The 19,172-nt window shown below is 69.5% G+C and carries 12 protein-coding genes and 1 tRNA gene; 11 read left to right on the forward strand and 2 right to left on the reverse strand.

The annotated features are described in order from the left end of the window. Nucleotides 1–105: 105 nt before the first annotated feature. On the forward strand, nt 106–2,355 hold the full coding sequence (locus tag OV427_RS40975) for a TonB-dependent receptor plug domain-containing protein (RefSeq protein ID WP_267861662.1): 2,250 nt from the start codon (nt 106–108) through the stop codon (nt 2,353–2,355). Next, on the forward strand, nt 2,355–2,735 hold the full coding sequence (locus tag OV427_RS40980; protein WP_267861663.1) for a hypothetical protein: 381 nt from the start codon (nt 2,355–2,357) through the stop codon (nt 2,733–2,735). Before OV427_RS40975 ends, OV427_RS40980 begins: the two co-directional genes overlap by 1 nt. 96 nt (nt 2,736–2,831) lie before the next feature. Here the strand turns inward: OV427_RS40980 and OV427_RS40985 are convergent, their stop codons facing one another. After that, nucleotides 2,832–5,717, reverse strand: coding sequence for a YncE family protein (locus tag OV427_RS40985; protein WP_267861664.1), 2,886 nt, complete (start codon nt 5,715–5,717; stop codon nt 2,832–2,834). A 299-nt stretch (nt 5,718–6,016) separates the two neighbouring features. Between OV427_RS40985 and OV427_RS40990 the strand changes: the two genes are divergently transcribed. Further along, the gene (locus OV427_RS40990; protein ID WP_267861665.1) at nt 6,017–8,794 is read left to right on the forward strand and encodes a LuxR C-terminal-related transcriptional regulator; all 2,778 of its coding nucleotides are present in this window, start codon (nt 6,017–6,019) and stop codon (nt 8,792–8,794) included. Nucleotides 8,795–8,850: 56 nt separating this feature from the next. Here OV427_RS40990 and OV427_RS40995 read toward each other — a convergent pair. Then, nucleotides 8,851–8,924 (reverse strand) — tRNA-Ile (locus tag OV427_RS40995). Nucleotides 8,925–9,474: 550 nt separating this feature from the next. Here OV427_RS40995 and OV427_RS41000 point away from each other — a divergent pair. The 8 genes from OV427_RS41000 (at nt 9,475) to OV427_RS41035 (ending at nt 19,172) form a co-directional block, all read left to right on the forward strand. Further along, on the forward strand, nt 9,475–9,867 hold the full coding sequence (locus tag OV427_RS41000; protein ID WP_267861666.1) for a hypothetical protein: 393 nt from the start codon (nt 9,475–9,477) through the stop codon (nt 9,865–9,867). Nucleotides 9,868–9,989: 122 nt separating this feature from the next. After that, nucleotides 9,990–11,360 (forward strand): TolC family protein, encoded by a 1,371-nt coding sequence (locus OV427_RS41005; protein WP_267861667.1) that lies wholly within the window; start codon nt 9,990–9,992, stop codon nt 11,358–11,360. Further along, a complete protein-coding gene (locus OV427_RS41010; protein ID WP_267861668.1) occupies nt 11,357–13,132 on the forward strand; it encodes an efflux RND transporter periplasmic adaptor subunit in 1,776 nt (591 codons plus the stop codon). The genes OV427_RS41005 and OV427_RS41010 overlap by 4 nt, the downstream gene beginning before the upstream one ends. Then, complete coding sequence (locus tag OV427_RS41015; protein ID WP_267861669.1) at nt 13,119–16,325, forward strand: efflux RND transporter permease subunit; 3,207 nt, start codon at nt 13,119–13,121, stop codon at nt 16,323–16,325. Before OV427_RS41010 ends, OV427_RS41015 begins: the two co-directional genes overlap by 14 nt. Then, the gene (locus OV427_RS41020; RefSeq protein WP_267861670.1) at nt 16,303–16,836 is read left to right on the forward strand and encodes a TlpA family protein disulfide reductase; all 534 of its coding nucleotides are present in this window, start codon (nt 16,303–16,305) and stop codon (nt 16,834–16,836) included. Before OV427_RS41015 ends, OV427_RS41020 begins: the two co-directional genes overlap by 23 nt. 34 nt (nt 16,837–16,870) lie before the next feature. Continuing rightward, nucleotides 16,871–17,173: a hypothetical protein gene (locus tag OV427_RS41025; protein ID WP_267861671.1), complete on the forward strand. Its 303-nt coding sequence runs from the start codon at nt 16,871–16,873 to the stop codon at nt 17,171–17,173. Nucleotides 17,174–17,333: 160 nt separating this feature from the next. Continuing rightward, the gene (locus OV427_RS41030) at nt 17,334–17,612 is read left to right on the forward strand and encodes a hypothetical protein (protein ID WP_267861672.1); all 279 of its coding nucleotides are present in this window, start codon (nt 17,334–17,336) and stop codon (nt 17,610–17,612) included. After that, nucleotides 17,613–19,172, forward strand: a complete 1,560-nt coding sequence (locus OV427_RS41035; protein ID WP_267861673.1) for an efflux RND transporter periplasmic adaptor subunit — start codon at nt 17,613–17,615, stop codon at nt 19,170–19,172.

A 19,172-nucleotide genomic window follows, 5' to 3' on the forward strand; every position in this document is an offset into this window, starting at 1 on the left:
CGTCAAAAAAAGCGTCGGAAGGCGGACAGGGTGCGGGTGGGACCGCGGCGTGACGGCGGCGTCTTTCCTTGAGTGGAACCGCTGTAGGAGACTCCCACCCCCTCTATGCACCTTCGTCCCTTCGTCCTGATGGCGTGCTGTGCCCTGTCCGGCGCGCCCCTTGCCACGGCCCGCGCGCAACAGCCCCCCGCGGTGGAGCCTCCCACCGCGCCGGCTGACACGCAGTCCCCTGGCACATCGGAGGCCCCCGCGCGGGACGCCGCCACCGAGCCGGAGACGGACGTGGAGCCGGTCATTCCCCAGACGGTGGTGACGGCCACGCGGAGTCCCCAGTCGACAGCCAGTCAGCCTCGCGCCATGTCGGTCGTGACGCGCGAGGACCTGTCGCACCGGCCCGCCCGCACCACGCCCGAGGCGCTCTTCGAGTCAGAGGGCGTCTTCCTCCAGAAGACGAACCACGGCGGCGGCGCGCCCATCATCCGCGGCCTGTACGGACAGCACGTGCTGCTGCTGGTGGACGGCGTGCGGCTGAACAACGGCACGGTGCGCTCGGGGCCCAACCAGTACCTCAACACGGTGGACCCGTTCCTCGTGGAGCAGTTGGAGGTGGTTCGCGGACCGGGCTCGGTGCTGTACGGCTCGGACGCGCTGGGCGGCGTCGTCAACGTGCGCACCTTCTGGCCACGCTTCGCGTCGGAGGCCGAGCCCATCGGCGCCGTGCGCGCGATGGCGGGCAGCGCGGACACGAGCCTCCAGGGACACCTGCGCGCGGGCGTGTCGCTCCAGGACACGGCGGTGGCCGGCGCCCTCTCGCTGCGCGACTTCAACGACTTGCGCGGCGGAGACCTCGTGGGCGTGCAGCGGTACACGGGCTACCAGGAAGGGGACGCGGCGCTGAAGGTGCGCCAGCGCCTGCGACCGGGGCTCCAGCTGTACCTCCAGTACCAGGGCGTACGGCAGTCGGACGCGCCGAGGTTGGACCGCTCGGTACCGGGCGACTTCCGGCGCTTCAGCGACCAGGTGCGCGACTTCGGGCACGCGCGGCTGGAGCAGACGGGCGCGGGCTGGCTGCGGCGCGGCGCGGTGGAGTTCAGCGTGACGCGGCAGGGCGAGCAGGTGGACCGCTTCCGCGTGTCGCGCGACAGGCTGGAGCGGGACGACGTGGACGTGTGGACGGTGGGCGTGCGCGCGGAGGGCGAGGCGCCTCCGGTGTCCGCGCTGCCCGGCGCGCCGGTGCCCCTCTTCGGGGCGGAGGTCTTCCACGACAAGGCGTCGAGCTCCTTCGGGCGCAGCGCGCTGTCCGGGGCCGAGCTGGACTTCTCGCCCCGGCCGGAGGACGCGCGCTACCCGGGGGAGCCCACGGCGCTGGCGGCCGGAGTCTTCGGTCTGCTGTCGAGCGACGTGGCGCGTCCGTTCTCGTACCACGCGGGCCTGCGGGCGCAGTTGCACCGCGTGTCGCTGCCCGAGGACGGGCGGCTCGCGGCGCTGTTCCCCGACGCGAGCGTCCCGCTGCCGGTGCTGCCCGCAATCACGCAGAACGCGGTGGGCCTGGCCGGTGAACTGGGCGTGCGGCAGCGGGTGGCGGAGGGCGTCTCGGTGTTGCTCAACCTGGGCTCGGGGTTCCGGGCGCCGAACATCGACGACTACCTGCGGCTGGGCGCGGAGGGCCCGGGCTACCTCGTGCCCGGGCGGGATTTGCACCCCGAGCAGTCCTATACGGCCGAGGTGGGCACGCGCGTGGACCGGGGCCGGGTGGGCGCGCAGGTCTTCTATGCCTTCACGGTGGTGGACGGGCTGGTGGGCAATGTCCCGACGCTGCTGGACGGGCAGGAGCTCAATCCGGACGGGTTGCCGTACCTCACGCGGCAGAACCGCGAGCGGGCGGTCATCCACGCGCTGGAGGCCGCGGTGTCCGTGAAGGTGCTGCCTTCGGTGACGCTGGCGACGCACGCCACGTATACGCACACGCAGCAGAAGCGCAGGGACCTCACGGCGGAGGGCGAGCCGCTCATCCTCGAGCCGCTGTCCCGCACGCCACCGCTCAACGGGTTGGTGCGCGCGACATGGGAGCCGGGAGAGGTGCTCTTCCTGGAGGGGTCCGCGCGCTGGGCGCTGGCGCAGGATGACTTCTCCGCGGCGGACCTGCTGGACATCCGCACCTGCGCGGAGGTGCCGGACTGCGCGCGCACGCCGGGCTTCATCGTCTTCAGCGCGAGGGCGGGGGCGAAGCTGGGCAAGCGCCTGTCGGCGGCGCTCACGCTGCAGAACCTGTTCGATGCGACGTACCGCACCCATGGCTCCGGCGTGGATGAGCCGGGCCGTTCCGCGGTGCTCGCCCTGGAGGCCTCGCTGTGATGCGCCGGATGATGATGTCGTGGCTGTGCGTGGGGGTGCTGAACCTGGGCTGCGCGGAGGGGCTGGGAGATTCGTGCGACGCGCAGACGGCGTGCCCGGATGACCTGGTGTGCAGCTTCCCCAGCGGGGACGACGGCCCGGCGCCCCGAGGCATCTGTGACTACCCACTGCGCGCCGAAGGCGAGGCGTGCACGGTGGCCGCCGAGTGCGAAGAGGCACTGACGTGCTCCAGCCACTTCACCCCGGGGGACCGATACGGGACGTGCGTGAAGCAGCGCGCGGACGGTGAGGTGTGCTTCGAGGACAGGGACTGCGAGGGCGGCACCTGTGCCGGAGCTTCGGGCACCGCGCTGGACGGCGTCTGCGCGGCGGAGGACTGAGCGGCCGGGAAGAAGAAACCCCGCCCCCGACCAGCAGCCGGGGACGGGGAAGGGTGCTCGGGAGCGCCGCGAGTGAGGGCCCGCGGCGCGTGCCGGCTACTGGCCGTCGAGCCTGCCGTCCAGGTTCCGGTCGATGGCGACGCGCGTACCGGAGCCCGGCGGGACGGCGGTGAACGTCACCTCCTGGCCCGCTGTGTTCGCCAGCGCGCGGAGTGCCGTGGTGGTGATGTTCACGGCGCCGTCGTCCGGCTTCCACGTCCCCGCTGCACGGTCGTACAGGTAGCCCTTCACCCGGCCCGCCAGCGCCACCTTCGCCACCAGGTCGGCCTCGTACGTCGAGCCGCCGAGGATCTTCGACACGAACGGGGCCCGGGCACGCGCAATCAGCAGGTCGATGCGCGCGCCGACGGCGGAGGCGTTGGTATTCGTGAGCGTGATCTGCTGGCCGACGATGGGCGCCAGGTCGGTATCGGACGCCAGCATGAAGTCCTCCACGTTGCGGCGCTGGGTGTCGTTCTGGAAGCCCACCAGCGGTCCACCGATGCTGGTGTTGGTGAACACGACGGCGCTGAAGAAGCGGAACAGCGTGTCCACCGCGCCGTCGTTCGTGAAGCCGAAGCCGCGAATCTGGTCTCCCATCTGTCCCGACTCGGGGTGCGTGAAGAAGCTGTTGTCCGGGAAGCCGAACATGCCGACCTTCGTGTACATGTTCCGCGTGTGGGGGATCTTCACGATCTGGGTGATGCCCTCGAAGCTCGACTTTCCGTCCGTGCCGAAGAAGCCCTGCGCCCCGTCGATGACATGGCAGCCGTTGCAGTTGAAGCCGTTGTCGGCGCCAATCGCGATGCCATCCACGCGGCGGCTGCCGAAGTAGAAGTCCTTGCCGGCCTGCTGCGCGGAGGTGAGCGAGTTGTCCAGCTTGCGGATGGGGCTCGGCGGCAGCTGCACCTGGAGCTGGAAGCTGGTGAACTTGTTCATCTCCGCCTCGGTTGGCATGGACGCGCGGCCCAGCAGCCCCTCGAAGGCCACGATGAAGTTCTTGAACGACAGCTCCTCGTCGTACGCGTCGGCGCCGAAGAAGCCGTTCGCGCGGTCACCGCGCCAGTGCATGGCGCCCTGGTGCGTCATGCCGCGAAGGGTCTGCGTCGTCATGGGGCCCTTCATCGGGTGGAAGGTGTTCTGGTCGCCAGTGCCGTTGACATCCGAGCCCGGGTGACCGGTGAACGTGCGGAACAGGCCAATCTCGAGGCTGCTCGCGAGACGCTTGTCGATGGGGTTGGCCGTCACGGCGTCATCCGGGTTGCCCAGGTCCCAGGCCAGCTCGTCCTTGTCGCCGAAGATGTGGCAGCTGGCGCAGGACGACTCGCCGTTGGCCGACGAGAAGGTGGCGTCGTAGAGGAACGGGCGGCCCTGCACGACGGAGGCGGGCTCCGGGTTGTACAGCGGCGCCGAGGCCACCTGGCCCTTGGTGGCGAGGTCGATGACCTTCACCGCGTTGTCGAAGCGGGTCATCACGTAGAGGCGGTTGCGCGCCTCGTCCAGCACGAGGCCGCTGGGGCCGCCGCCGCTGACGGGGATGTAGTTGGCGCTCGCGGTGCGCGGGTCGAAGGCGTTGCTCTCCAGCGCGCCCGTGTCGAAGACGCCGACCTTGCTGGAGCTGAACGCGGCCACGTACAGCTTCGTGCCGTCACTGGAGACGACCATCTCCGTCGGCGTGGAGAGGCTGTGGTTCTTCGCCGTGGGGTCGAAGCCGGGCTTCCCGGCCAGCTTCGAGTAGTCGATGTGCTTGTTGAGGTGGCGCGGGGAGACGGCGCCACCGGAGATGACGGTGATGCGCATCTTCGCGAGGTTGCCCTGCACCGTGCTGCCGCCGAACACACCCGGGCCCTCGAAGCGGATCGGGTTGTTGGCGTCGCTGTTGGACGCGTAGAGGGCGCCCGACTTCGGGTTGGTGGCGAGGTTGAAGATGGTGGTGCCCACGCCCGTGTAGAAGGCCTTCTCCGTCAGGCTGTCCGCGTCGATGGCGAAGACGTCCTTGTCCGGCAGCCGCAGGCGCACGCTGTTGTTGAAGTTGCGGCCGAGCGTGTCCTGCCACTGCCCGGCGGAGGCGTTCCACTTGACGATGAGGCCGGTCTCCGGCGCCTTCTTGCCCTCGAAGTTCGTGGACGGTCCGGGCAGACCGCCCGGGATGAGGTTGTTCCCCCAGGGAAGGGTGTCGGGGAAGACGAGACACATGCCCGACTCATTGAAGCCGTTGCATACGCCTTCCAGGTTGACGGTGGTCGTCTGGTTGCCGGACTGGGCGATGGCCGCATAGACAGTCTTCTTGTCCGGGCTGACGGCCAGGCCGCGCGGCGTGTCGCCGAAGAGCGTGACGATGCGCAGGGGCGTGCCGCCGAGCGTCGTCCCCAGGGAGGCCGGGTTGAAGACCCAGACGTCCGCGCGACCCACGCTCGGCGTGGTGAGCTTCGGGTCTCCCGCGCCGGGGACGCTGGAGATGGACGCGTCGGTGCGGTGCTGGCCGCGGTGCGCGGTGGTGATGAACGCGTAGCCGTTGGTGCCGGCGAAGACGATGTCGCGCGGCTCATCGCCGACGAGCAGCGTGCGCACCACGCGCGGCGTGCCGCTCAGGCTCACCACGCTGACGCTGTCCGAGAGGTGGTTGACCACCCAGACTTCCGTGTTGCTGCGCGCGACGACCGAGACGGGCTCCAGGCCCACCGGAACTTCCGCGAGGAGCGTGAGTCCGGCGCTGGTGACGGAGAAGACCTCCAGGCGGTTGTCCGGCGTGTTGACGGCGAACAGCTTCGTCCCGTCCGGAGAGAGGGCCAGCGGGCGGACGTGCGCGCTGTCGAACTCGATGAACGAGGGCGACTGGGCGGCGGCGGTGAATGCGGCCAACAACGACACCGCGGCGCACAACGAAACAGCGCGAGCGCGCCAGCGGCTCCTGCTCGCGCCCACTTGCTGGGTACCCACCATATGGACCTCCTCGGGACGGGGAAGCGTTGCAGTCCCGGAATTACCAGGGGGTTCCGCGACATCGCCCCCACCGAAGGGAGGGGAAACGCCCCCCTCCATGCTCAGGGGCCGCTGACACGGCGCGTCGCCCGCCGTTGGGACGAGACGGTTACCGTCAGGGCGGGGGATTCCGGGTGGTGACGCGTCGCGGTGTGGACTTCGCGACACTGGCGGTGTGCTCTCCCCATTCTGGCCGCGGTCGATTTACGCGTCTTCCGTGATCTACTTGCTGACGCAACCGGCCGAAGGGGAGCGTGCGAATGCCGAGCCTTCGAAACGCAGCGGGGAGCCGTCGTGCGTCAGCGTCAGCCCCGGCGGGCGCGGCGGAGGACCTGGCGCCCTCGGGTGAGCCGCACTCGCATCTGCTGCCGACGAAGCTCTCCCCGCCGCAGACGGCGTCCGTGTTGGTGACGCGGGGCGCCGCGCTGCGGAAGATCGACCAGGGCGTCAGCGGCAAGCTGGTGCTGGTGACGGCGCCGCTCGGCTCGGGCAAGACGACGCTGCTGACGCAGTGGTGCCGGGAAGCGCGCGCGACGCACCTGCTCGCGTGGCTGTCGCTCGACGAGCAGGACAACGCGCCCGAGCGGTTCTTCTCGTACCTGGTCGGGGCGATTCGCCGGGCCGCTCCGGACTTCGACGCGTACAGCGCGAGCGAGCCGGACCACGCGACCTCCGTCCTCTTGCGGAGCCTGTGGAACCTGGGGCGCGAGCTCGTCGTGGTGCTGGACGACTTCCACGTGCTGCGTGAGCGCTCGCTGGTGCGGGCCTTCTCGTACCTGCTCGACCACTCGCCGCCGCACGTGCACTGGGTCGTCTCTTCGCGCCACCTGCCCGAGCTGGACCTGGCGAAGCTGAAGCTCACCGAGCAGCTCGTGACGCTCGACGGGCGCGACTTGAGCCTGGACGGCGAGGCCATCCGCGAGCTGGGCCAGCGCATGTGCGGTGCCGCGCTCACGCCCGAGGACGTCGACTACCTGCGCTCGCGCACGGAAGGGTGGGTCGCCGGCGTGAAGCTGGCGCTGCTGTCGGCGGGTGAGCACGCGAGCGTGAGCGATGCGCTGCGCAAGGCCATCGGCTCCAACCACGATGTGGCGAGGTACCTCGCGGACGCGGTGCTGCGCGAGCAGGCCGACGAGGTGCGCGAGTTCCTGGTGCTCAGCTCGGTGGTGGAGCACGTCAACGGCGATCTGTGCAACGCGCTGATGGGCATCACCCACGGCCCGGCGCTGCTGGCGAACCTGGAGCGGGCGCAGTTGTTCATCCAGCCGCTCGACACCGAGCACCAGTGGTACCGCTATCATCCGCTGTTCCTCGACGTGCTGCGGGCCCAGCTCGCGTGCGAATTCGGAGAGTGTGTGCCCCGGCTGCACCGCGCGGCGAGCGCGTGGTTCGCCGAGCACCAGTTGCCGGACGAGGCGCTGACGCACGCGTTCGCCTCGGGAGACAGGAGCTGGTGTCTCGAGCTCACCGCGCGCTGCGTGGAGGCGTGGATGCGCGAGGGCGAGATTGCCTCCGTGCTCCACTGGACGGCGAAGCTGACGGCGGAGGAGGTCATCCGCTCGCCGGCCCTCTGCGTGGGGCACATCGCGTGTCTCATCCTGTCCCGTCGCTTCGCGCATGCGACGTCGGCGCTGCAGGACGCGCAGCACCGCCTCGAGACGGCCCACGCGGCGGCGGACCCGGAGCGCGAGCGACTGTCGAAGCGGCTCACCCACCTCACGCTGCTCCACGCCATCCTGTCCGACTCGGCCCCGGGCGCTGGCCTCGAGCTGGATGCGTCGCCGGGCTCCGAGGAACCGGACGTCTTCATGGCGGGCGCGGTGCTGGCGGCGAAGGCCTACCAGGCGCTCCGGATGAACCGGTTCGATGCGATGCGCCGGCTCGCGCTGAGCGCGCGGGAGACGCTGCAGGGGCTCAACAATCCCTTCCTGGTCGGCTACACGGACTCCCTCGTCGCGCTGGCGGACCGGGCGCAGGGGAAGATGAAGGACGCTGCGGAGCGGTGCGAGGAGTCCTTCGCGCGCGCGAGCCGCGGGCGGCGCAACCCGGTGTGGGTGAACGCGGCGACGGCGCTGGCCAACGCCCGCTACGAGCAGAACCGGCTCGACGAGGCCGAGGCGCTCTGCGTCGAGGTGCTCCCGCTGCTGTCGCAGGCGCCCGTGTTCGAGACGTTCTCGCTCGCCTACTTCATGCTGGCCCGCATCAAGACGATTCGCGGGAAGTACGCGGAGGCCTACCGGCTCCTGGACTACCTCCACAGCGTCCTCGAGGTCAGTCACCAGACGCGCTTCCTCGCCCATGTCTGCGGCGAGAAGATCCGCCTCTTCCTGGTGGAGCAGTCGCCCGCGCGGATGCGGGTCGTCGCACAGGAGTTCGAGCTGGGCGAGCGGATGCGGCGGGGGGAGTGGAGCGAGAAGCGCTTCTACGACGAGACGTGGGAGCGGCTCGGGCTGGCGCAGGCCTGGGTGCTGATGGCGCGCGGGCGGCACGGCAAGGCGCACGCGATTCTGGAGACGCTGCGCGCCAGCGCGCATGACGTGGGCTACGTGTCCCGCGAGACGGCGCTGCTGGCGGCGATTGCGGTGTGCCACTGGCGGGCGGGAGACGCACCGGCGGCCTTCGCCGCGTTGAACCGCGGCTTCGCGCTGGTGCAGCGGTTCGGCTTCGGGCGCAGCGTGTTCGATGAGACGCCGGGCCTGCAGGAGGTCATCGTCGCGGCCGCCACCCAGCGGAAGCTGAGCTACGCGATGCCGGCCCGGTACACCGAGCGATTCCAGGACCTGCTGTCGGCGGGGGACAGCGTGCCGGCCGAGTTCGCGGCTCCCCCCAGCGCGCCCCTGGAGCCGCTCACGGAGCGCGAGCTGCAGATGCTCAAGCTGCTCGCGCAGGGGCTGAGCAACCAGGAGATCAGCGAGCGCTCCAACGTGGCGCTCTCCACGACCAAGTGGCACCTGCGGAACGTGTTCGCCAAGCTGGAGGTGACGACGCGCACCGCGGCCATCGTGAAGGCCCAGGAGCGGCTGCAGCGGAACCTGTGAGGGAGGCCCTGAAACAACAAACCCCCGATTCTCCAAGGAGAACCGGGGGTTACCTGTGGCCAGGGTCGGACTTGAACCGACTACCTGCGGATTATGAGACCGCCGCTCTAACCAGGTGAGCTACCTGGCCGCAAAGTGACGCCCGTATAGCGGGACAGGGACGCCGCTGCAAGGGGCTTCGAAGGGGGATGACCGGCATTTGAGCGCACCTTGTTCCTCCCGAAGGGCTCCCCTTGAGACCTCCACCGATAAGCATTTCTGCTCGTAGGGCGATCTGCCGACGACGTGGCGCGGGCCGAGGCTGCTGAGCCGGCCGCCGAGGGGCAGGACGGAGCCTCGCCGGTCTACATGAGCCCCAAGAGGGTGGGGCGGAGGCGCTCTTCGAGAAGGACCTGCCGGTCCGCCGACTCCAGGACGATAAGCAGCTCCTGAACGGTGGGTACGACGACGCGAAGGCAGCGCGTCGCCAGGCGGCACCGCATCGCGGCCATCGAGTCGTACTCCACGGGTGAAGCGGAGGCTGGTGCAGAGACGAGGTCAGGCCATGGTCAGTGTTCGCCTGGGACGCCTTCAGGTGCTGACCCTTCTGACCCCCTCGGGGCCTGCGAGCGGCATTTCGTCTTGTGCTGGCTGTAAGACTCCGCTAGCTCGTCCGTAGGCAATCGACGATGACGTTGCGCGTGCTCGCAGTCCTGGCGGTCCTGGTGCTGCCTTCCTGGGCGGGGGCGGTCGAGGGACTGTTCCATCTATGCCATGGCAGCGTGAGGCTCGACCTCACGTGCTGCTGCGACCACGACGAAGCGAAGGTCCGCCAGTCGCACCCGGATGCTTTTCTCCAGGGCGAGCATGATGCCTGCTGCGGCGAACTGAAGGCGCGGCACGTCCCGACGCCGGCTTCCAAGGTGCCCTCCGGGCACGCCTGGACTCCCGTCCCGGTGGCGATGGTGCCCGAGTCGGTCCCCAGCATCCCCCCGGCGCCTGAGGCCCTGCCTTCGGCGTGGGTACGCATCCGTGGCGTCCACGACTCCACCGCGCCGCCCCTCTACATCCAGCACTGCTCCTACCTGAAATGAGACCGGCAGACGTGCGCTGAAGCATGGTCGGCGGGCGTGTGTCCGCTGGCCGGGTTCCGCCCGCCGCCGGTGACTCCCGTGCTCCGGCGACAGGCACGTCCCGTTTTCCTGGAGCAGGAGTCATGTCGACTTTCAAGAGAAGTGGGGGCCCCGTTCCGCGGGGTGCCCTGGCCGCCGGTGCTGCCGTGTGGCTCTGGGGGAATGTCGCTGCCGCCGATGAGCGCCCACGTGAAGCGCAGGCGGAAGCGCTCGCGCGGCAAGCCCACCAGCCCTCCGAAGGCGAGCCCTTCGCCCAGGCACCGGTGTTGGAGCGCGCCGAGGTCGTCCGGCAGGTGCTCGCCCGGAATCCCTCGCTGGAGGCAGCACGGGCGGCCTGGCAATCGGCCCTCGCCCGCGAGCCTCAGGAGACCGCGCTGGAGGACCCGATGCTCTCCTACAGCATCGCGCCTCTGAGCATCGTGGGCAGGGAGCAATTCGGACAGACGCTGGAGCTGAGCCAGCAGCTTCCCTTTCCCGGCAAGCGGGGACTGCGAGGCGAGATGGCGCTGGCCGAGGCCAACGCCATGAAGGAAGACCTGGACGAGCTGCGGCTGCGTCTGGCCCTCACGGCCTCCAACCTCTTCGATGATTTCTTCGTCGCGCATCGGGCAATGGCCATCACCGACGAGCACGTTCGGCTGCTCGAACAGCTCAAGAAGAGCGCCGAGGCCCAGTACGTGTCGGGCCGCGCCTCGCAACAGGATGCGCTTCAGGCCGAGGTGGAGCTGAGTGACGTGCTCCGCGAGAAGGTGGCGCTCGAATCGGAACGTGAGCGTCTGCGGGCGCAGCTCAACGGCCTGCTGCACCGCCCACCCCAGGCGCCGCTACCGCCACCACCGGATGACCTCGCCGTGCCTGCCGAGGAGCCAGGTCCGAGCGAAACGCTCCAGGAACTCGCGCTAGGCCAGCGACCGGAGCTGGACGGCCTTCGAGCCCGCCTCGGTGGACGCGAGGCGGCTGTTCGTCTCGCCCAGCGCGACTACTACCCGGACCTGCGGGTGATGGGCTCATACAACTCCATGTGGATGGACACGTCCCACCAGTTCATGGCGGGCGTCTCCATCAACGTCCCGCTCAACTTGAGTAGGCGAAGGGCAGCCGTGCGGGAGGCGGAGGCGAACCTCCAGCGCCTGCGCGTCGAGGAACGGCACCTCATCAACGACATCCGCGTCGAAGTGGAACAGGCGCGTACGCGCCTCGTGGAAGCTCTCAGGATTGTGGCCCTCTTCCGCGAGCGCCTCGTCCCAGCAGCCCGTGACCAGGTGGCTGCCGCCCGCGCCAGCTTCGAGAGCGGGAGGGGCGGCTTCCCATCCCTCATCGATGCCGAACGCAAGCTGCGAAGTGTGGAGCTGCGCTCCCAGATGGCCCTGGCGGACGTGCAGCGCCGACAGGCGGAACTCGACCGGGCCACGGGTCAGGTCCCCGGACTCCCCACAGAAGGAGCTTCACGATGAGCCCCCGAAACGTCCCGCGCCGTCAGCGTCTCGTCCTGGCCCTCGGGCTGGTGGGACTCGTCCTCCTCGCCGTGCTCCTGGGGAAGCCCCTCCTGGCCTGGTTCACCGGCAGGCCCATGGGCAGCGGTGCCGGGCAGGGTGTATCCACCGATGCACACGAGGCCCGGCTGTCCGCGGGCTCGCAGCTTTCCCCCGCGGCACTTGAGTACGTCCGCGCGGCCTTCCAAGCCTATGAGTCCGTGCGCGAGCTGCTCGCCAGGGACTCCGTGGACGGCATCGCGCCGAGGGCAGGGGAGATGGCCGCTGCACTCCGGGCAGCGGCGGATGCGGCCGGAAGTCAGCACGCGGACCTGACGGCCCACCTCCGCCAGGGCGCGGAGCAAGCCGGGCGACTGGGAGCGGCGAAGGACGTTCAGCAGGCCCGCCAGATTTTCGCACAGGTGAGCCAGTCCCTCATCACCCTGGCCTCGGCGGACGTCCGGCTCCAGGAGGGCTGGCATGTCTTCGAGTGCCCCATGGTGGAGGGCATCAACAAGTGGTTCCAGCGCGAGCCCCGGCTGGAGAATCCCTACATGGGCCAGCGGATGCTGGCCTGTGGCGCCGGAAGCGAGTGGGGCGTCCCCGTCCCGTCCTCGTCCCCCCAGGGACAGGTCCACGGAAGTGGCGAGGTGGCCCACTACACCTGCCCGATGCACCCGGCGGTGAAACAGGCGGGGCCGGGCCAGTGCCCCATCTGCGGCATGGACCTCACGCCCGTCAGCCGCGCGGATGTGGAGAGCGGCGTCATTGTCGTGGACGACGTGCGCCGCCAGCGCATCGGTGTGAAGACGGCCCGGGTGGAGATGCTGCCGATGGACCTCTCCATCCGCGCGCTCGGCCGTGTCACCTATGACGAGAAGGCGCTGGTGGACGTCACGCTCAAGCTGGACGGCTACATCCACGAGCTGCGCGTCAACGCCATGGGGGAGCCGGTGAAGAGGGGTGACGTCCTCTTCACCCTCTACAGCCCGGAACTCTACGCCGCCCAGCAGGAGTATCTGCTCGCGCGCCAGAGCCAGAGCGCCGCCAATTCCTCCCTGGTGGGGGCGTCGCGCAAGCGGCTGGAGCTGTGGGGGCTGACACCGGCGCAGATTGACCGTGTTGCCCAGCGCGGAGAGCCCATCGAGAACATGCCCTTCCTCTCCCCGGCGAGCGGCTATGTCCTCGAGAAGGACGTGGTCGAGGGCGCAGCGGTGAAGGCGGGCGAGCGGCTCTTCCGCATCGCCTCGTTGGAGAAGGTGTGGGTGGAGGCGGACGTCTACGAGCAGGACCTGCCCCAGGTGAAGGTGGGCCAGCCCGTGGAAGTCACGCTGCCCTACCTTCCGGGGAAGCAGTACGCGGGCCGCGTCGGGTACATCTACCCCGCGCTCCAGGGCAACACGCGCACCGGGCGCATCCGCATCGAGTTGCCCAACCCCGGGCTCGAGCTCAAGCCGGACATGTACGCGGACGTCCGCTTCGTGATGCAGGGCGGGCAGCGCCTCCAGGTGCCCGAGGCGGCCGTCCTCTACACGGGCCCGCGCCGGCTCGTCTTCGTGGATCTGGGCGAGGGGCGCCTCAAGCCACAGGAGGTGAAGCTCGGCCTCCGGGGCGAGGACACCTACGAGGTGGTCGAGGGACTGAAGGCCGGCGACGTGGTGGTGACGAGCGGCAACTTCCTCATCGCCGCCGAGAGCCGCCTGCGCTCGGCCGCGGACACCTTTGGTGGCGGAGGCGCTCATGCAGCCCACTGAGCCCGGCAAGCAGCACGGCCTCGTCAGCCGGCTCATCGCCGCCAGCGCGCGCAACCCCTTCCTCACCCTGCTGCTGGTGGGGGCCATGGCGGCCTGGGCCGTCTTCGCGCTGCGCAACACGAAGCTGGACGCCATCCCCGACCTGTCCGACACGCAGGTCATCGTCTTCACCGAGTGGATGGGTCGCTCGCCGGACCTGGTCGAGGACCAGATTACCTATCCCATCTCCTCGTCCCTGCTGGCGGCGCCGAAGGTCAAGGCGGTGCGAGGCCAGTCCATGTTCGGCATGTCCTTCGTGTACGTCATCTTCGAGGACGGCACGGACATGTACTGGGCGCGCAGCCGCGTGCTCGAATACATGGAGACGACCCGGGGCAAGCTGCCCGAGGGCGTGACGCCGACGCTGGGCCCTGACGCCACGGGTGTGGGCTGGGTCTTCGAGTACGCCTTGCTGGACGAGACCGGGAAGCACTCGCTGGCGGACCTGCGCGGCCTCCAGGACTGGAACGTGCGCTATGCGCTCTCCAGCGTGCCCGGCGTGGCCGAGGTGGCCAGCGTGGGCGGCATGGTGAAGCAGTACCAGGTGCAGGTGGACCCGAACCAACTCCGCGCCTACGGCGTGACGCTGGGCGAGGTGGCACGCGCCATCCGCGAGTCCAACGAGGACGTGGGCGGCCAGGTGATGGAAATTGCCGGCCACGAGCACGCCATCCGCGGGCGCGGGTACATCCGCTCCACCAGGGACATCGAGAACATCCCCCTGAAGGTGGACGCGGCCGGCACGCCGGTGCTGGTGAAGAACGTGGCCGTGGTGGGCCTGGGGCCGGAAATCCGCCGAGGTGTGGCGGAGCTGGACGGCAAGGGCGAGGTGGCCGGCGGCATCGTGGTGATGCGCTACGGAGAAAATGCCCTCTCCGTCATCGAGGCGGTGAAGGAGCGCCTGGAAGAAGTGCGGCAGGGGCTTCCCGAGGGCGTGAAGCTCGTCGTCACCTACGACCGCTCGGGGCTCATCGAGGAGTCCGTCGACACGCTCACCCGCGCGCTGATGGAGGAGATGTTGGTGGTGAGCTTCATCATCTTCCTCTTCCTGATGCACGTGCGCAGCGCGCTGGTGCCCATCCTCACGCTGCCCATTGCCGTACTGCTCGCCTTCATCCCCATGTACTACCAGGGGCTCACCGCGAACATCATGAGCCTGGGCGGCATCATCGTCGCCGTGGGCGCCATGGTGGACGCCTCCATCATCCTCATCGAGAACGTCCACAAGAAGCTGGAGGCGTGGGAGGAGGCGGGACGGCCCGGCGAGAGGCGGGAGGTCATCATCTCCGCGATGCAGGAGGTGGGCCCGGCCATCTTCGGCTCGCTGCTCGTGCTCACCGTGGCCTTCCTCCCCGTCTTCACGCTGGAGGCCACCGAGGGACGGCTCTTCAAGCCGCTGGCCTACACCAAGACGTACTCCATGGGCTTCGCGGCGGTGCTGGCGGTGACGCTCACCCCGGCGTTGGCGGTCCTCTTCATCCGCGGCCGTATCCGCAAGGAGGAGGAGAACCCCCTCAACCGGTGGCTGGTGGCCGCCTACACGCCGGTGGTGCGCTTCGTCGTGCGGCACAGCAAGGTGGTGATTGCGCTCTCGGTGGTGGCCATGGCCTTCACCGTGCCGGCCTTCCTGCGCCTGGGCAACGAGTTCATGCCGCCCCTCAACGAGGGTGTCGTGCTCTACATGCCCACGGCCCCCCCGGGCATGTCCATCTCGGAGGCCACGCGCATCCTCCAGTCCATGGACCGGGAGCTGAAGGAACTGCCCGAGGTGGTGAGCGTCTTCGGCAAGGCGGGCCGCGCCGAGAGCCCCACGGACCCGGCGCCCCTGTCCATGTTCGAGACGACGGTGGTGCTCAAGCCGAAGTCCGAGTGGCGCGAGGGGCTCACCTGGGAGGCGCTCATCCATGAGATGGACGAGAAGCTCCAGTACCCCGGCATGCCGAACATCTTCTGGATGCCGATTCAAACGCGCACGGAGATGCTGGCCACGGGCATCCGCAGCCCGCTGGGCATCCAGGTGTACGGCAATGACCTCGACACCATCGAGAAGGCCGCGGTGGCCATCGAGAAGGCCGTCGCGCAGGTGCCAGGCACCCGCAGCGCCTTCGCGGACCGCTCCACGGGCGGCTTCTACGTCGACTTCGAGGTGAGGCGGGAGGCGGCGGCACGCCTGGGCCTCGGGGTGAAGGACGTCAACGAGGTGGTGATGGGCGCCATCGGCGGGACGAACATCTCCCAGACGGTGGAGGGGCGAGAGCGCTACCCCATCAACGTGCGCTACGCACGCGAGTACCGCGACGACCCCGCGGAGCTCGGGAAGGTGCTGGTGGCCACTCCTGGCGGCGCTCAGGTGCCGCTGTCCCAGGTGGCGGACATCCGCTTCGTCCAGGGGCCGCCAATGCTGCGCAGCGAGGGCGGCAAGCTCCTCACCTACGTCTTCGTCGATACCGACCGCCCCATCGCCGACTACGTGGCGGAGGCGAAGACGGCGGTGGCGCGCGAGGTGAGGCTGCCCCCCGGCATCCGCGTGGAGTGGAGCGGGCAGTTCAAGTACTTCGAGCGTGCCCAGGAGAAGCTGATGGTGGTGGTGCCCGTCACGCTGCTGCTCGTGTGCCTGTTGCTGTACTTCAGCACGAAGTCGCTGGCGGAGACGGCGATTGTCCTGCTGGCGGTGCCCTTCAGCCTGATTGGCGCGGTGTGGCTGCTGTACCTGCTCGGCTACAACATGAGCGTGGCGGTGTGGGTGGGTCTCATCGCGCTCGCGGGCCTGGACGCCGAGACAGGAGTGGTGATGCTGCTCTACCTCACCCTGGCTCACCGCAAAGCGAAGGAAGAGGGCCGGCTGCGCTCCATGGGGGAGCTGACTGAGGCCATTGTCGAGGGAGCCGCCAGGCGCATCCGTCCCAAGCTGATGACCGTGGCAGCGGACATGATTGGCCTGCTGCCGGTGCTGTGGGCCACGGGAACGGGCTCGGACGTGATGAAGCGCATCGCGGCGCCGCTGGTGGGCGGCCTCGTGACATCCTTCCTGCTAGAGCTGACCGTCTACCCGGCCATCTTTGCGCTCTGGAAGGGGCGCGGTCTTCCGCAGCAGCTCGTGAAGAGGGAAGAGCTCGCCCTGGAGGCTCACGATGAAGTCCCTCGCTCTGCATGAGGTCGCGCGCAGCATCGGACCGGGCATGGCCGTCCTGGCCCTCCTGGGCATGGTGCCGGGCTGCCGGACCGAGGCGCCGCCGAGCTACGTTCGGATTGAGGGTACAGCCCCCGCCCTCGAGGACGTACCCGCGTCGAAGGCCGTGCTGGTGGTCTTCTGGGCTTCGTGGTGTCCCCCCTGCCGGACGGAGACGCCTGGGCTGCTGGAGCTGGCGGAGGCTCCCCCCGACGACCTGCACGTTGTCGTCTTCAGCCACGACACCGACATGCGGGCGGTGAGGGCGTTTCTGGGGGACCCTCCACCGCCCGGGCTCCACCTGCGTCTGGATGAGGAGCACGCGGTCGCCCGCTCGTTCGGCGTGGACACCCTGCCCACGAGCATCCTGGTGGTGGACGGACGCCTGGCTGCCCGTTTCTCAGGGCCACGTGACTGGAATTCCCGGGCCATGCGTCGCCTTCTGGAGAAGTTGATGCGGGAGCCTGTGTCCCGCGCACCGACGCCTGCGCGTTGACTCTCCGCTGGGCCCCCGGTAAGCCTTCACGCCGATGCAGCTCCTCCTGCGCATCCTTGCGGTCCTCCTCGTCCTGACGACGGGTGGCGTCTTCCAGACGCTGGCCTTCGCGTCGGACGTGCACGCGGACTGCGAGGACGAGAAGGCGGGGGATTGCACGGACTGCTCCACGGGCTGCGCCCTGTGCCTTTGTTGCCCGCTGAGAGCTGCGCCCGTGCCGGCTGCCATCGTGAATGAGCCCGTGGCCCCCCCAGTGCTACCGCCCGTGTTCTTCCGCGTGGACGCGCCGCTCCTCTCCGGAGTGGGCGCCGACATCTTCCAGCCACCTAGAGCCTGACGCCTCCCTTCACGGGAGACGTGTGCCCTGCGCTGGCCCTCCAGGGCCTTTCCGCGGGCGCACGCACGTCCTCTTCGGCTCGAAGTCTCCATCCAACCTTCCCGTGCATCTCGCACGGGCATTCACCGCCGTGGCCGTTGCCCCGGCTGGAGCCGTCCCCATGCGTTCCCTGCGTACCCTGTCCGTCGTCGTGTCCCTGCTGGCCGCCCCCGTCCTCCCGGCCATGGCCGAGGAGCCCAGGCCCGCCGAGAAGTCCCAGGCGGCCGAGGCCGAGAAGCCCAGGTGTGAGCACGGCGTGCAGAAGACCCTGTGCACGCGCTGCAACCCGAAGCTGGCGGCCGTCTTCAAGGCCAAGGGCGACTGGTGCGGCGAGCACGAGCGGCCCGAGTCCCAGTGCTCCATCTGCCATCCGGACCTCGCCAGGAAGGGAGTGAAGTAGATGGGCCCCCGCATCGGTCTCGTAGCGCTGGCGGTCCTGCTCCTCTCGGGGTCCTCCTGCACGAAGGGAACCCAGCCCGCTGTGGCGGAGAAGTCCTCGGCGACCGATGCGGGTCATCCGCCTGCGCCAACGGAAGAGGCGCAGGCGGTGAAGCTGTGCGAGCACGGCGTGCCCGCGGAGCTGTGTACGAAGTGCAACCCCGACCTCATCGACGTCTTCAAGGCGCAGGACGACTGGTGCGAGGAGCATGGGCTGCCCGAGTCGCACTGCCGTCAGTGCAACCCGGGCCTCACCTTCACCGCCCAGGCGGCCACGCCCAGGGACTGGTGCAAGGAGCACGCGGTCCCCGAGTCCAAGTGCACCAAATGCAACCCGAAGCTGGTGGCCCGGTTCATCGCGGCCGGCGACTACTGTCGCGAGCACGGCTTCCCGGAGTCCGTCTGTCCCTTCTGTCACCCGGAACTGGTGAAGGCCGCGGGCGCCGAGCCTCCCACGTTCCCCACTCCGGGCACTCGCGTGCGCCTGGCCTCCGCGGACACCGCCCGCGAGGCGGGCATCCAGACCCGGCGCGTGGAGCGGCGGCACTTCGCTCGCGCGCTGGAGGTGGTGGGCCAGCTCGACTTCAACCAGAACCGGCTGGCGCAGCTCTCCGCACGCACCGATGCGCTCGTGATGGAGGTGCGCGTGGACGTGGGGGACGAGGTCAAGGCCGGCCAGCCGCTCCTGGCCCTCACCTCGCCTTCGGTGGGCCAGGACAAGGGGCGGCTGTCGGCGGTCCAGGCCCGGCTGGAAACGGCCCGTGCCGCCCTCGCACGGCAGCAGGCGCTCGTGGAGCACGGCATCAGCCCGCGAAAGAACCTGGAGCAGGCCCAGGCCGAAGTCGCGGCCGCGGAGGGAGAGCGGGAAGCCGCCCGTGCCGCCCTGTCAGCGGCGGGAGCCTCCCAGGGAAGCCATGAGGGGCTCTACAACCTCTCCGCGCCCTTCAGCGGCACGGTGGTGGCCCGTGACGCGGTGCCGGGTCGGCATGTCTCCGCCGGACAGACGCTCCTCCAGGTCGCCGACCTGTCCACCCTCTGGGCACAGCTCGAGGTGCCGGAAGCGGACGCGGGAGTGGTGCGTGCGGGCCAGAACGTCACCCTCACCTTCGAGGGTGTTCCCGGAGAGGTGCGCGAGGCCACGCTCACCCGCGTGGGAGCCTCGGTGGACCCGGCCACCCGTACGGTGCGTGCCCGCGTGGAGCTGCCCAACCCCGACCGCTCCCTCAAGGCGGGCCTCTTCCTTCGCGCCCGGGTTCAGGTGGCCGCGGAGCACCAGGCGCTGCTCGTCCCACGTGAGGCCATCCAGCGCGCCGAGGGGCGCACGCTGGTGTTCGTGAAGAAGGGCGAGGGCCTCTACGAGCCGGTGCCGGTGGAGCTGGGCGCGGGGACGCGGGACGAGGTGGAGGTGGTGAAGGGCCTGACGCCCGGCGTGGAGGTCGTCACGACGGGAGCCTTCCTGCTGAAGACGGAAATCCTCAAGGAGTCCATCGGCGCGGGCTGCTGCGAAGAAGGGGGCGAGTAG

Origin of the sequence: Pyxidicoccus sp. MSG2, assembly GCF_026626705.1 — a bacterium.
Classification (GTDB): Bacteria; Myxococcota; Myxococcia; order Myxococcales; family Myxococcaceae; genus Myxococcus.

Coding starts and splice junctions, on each gene's coding strand:
- OV427_RS40990 (WP_267861665.1), top strand. CDS start 6,017: ATGCCGAGCCTTCGAAACGCAGCGGGGAGCCGTCGTGCGTCAGCGTCA.
- OV427_RS41010 (WP_267861668.1), top strand. CDS start 11,357: ATGAGCCCCCGAAACGTCCCGCGCCGTCAGCGTCTCGTCCTGGCCCTC.
- OV427_RS41020 (WP_267861670.1), top strand. CDS start 16,303: ATGAAGTCCCTCGCTCTGCATGAGGTCGCGCGCAGCATCGGACCGGGC.
- OV427_RS40975 (WP_267861662.1), top strand. CDS start 106: ATGCACCTTCGTCCCTTCGTCCTGATGGCGTGCTGTGCCCTGTCCGGC.
- OV427_RS41005 (WP_267861667.1), top strand. CDS start 9,990: ATGTCGACTTTCAAGAGAAGTGGGGGCCCCGTTCCGCGGGGTGCCCTG.
- OV427_RS41025 (WP_267861671.1), top strand. CDS start 16,871: ATGCAGCTCCTCCTGCGCATCCTTGCGGTCCTCCTCGTCCTGACGACG.
- OV427_RS41030 (WP_267861672.1), top strand. CDS start 17,334: ATGCGTTCCCTGCGTACCCTGTCCGTCGTCGTGTCCCTGCTGGCCGCC.
- OV427_RS40985 (WP_267861664.1), bottom strand. CDS start 5,717: ATGGTGGGTACCCAGCAAGTGGGCGCGAGCAGGAGCCGCTGGCGCGCT.
- OV427_RS40980 (WP_267861663.1), top strand. CDS start 2,355: ATGCGCCGGATGATGATGTCGTGGCTGTGCGTGGGGGTGCTGAACCTG.
- OV427_RS41015 (WP_267861669.1), top strand. CDS start 13,119: ATGCAGCCCACTGAGCCCGGCAAGCAGCACGGCCTCGTCAGCCGGCTC.
- OV427_RS41035 (WP_267861673.1), top strand. CDS start 17,613: ATGGGCCCCCGCATCGGTCTCGTAGCGCTGGCGGTCCTGCTCCTCTCG.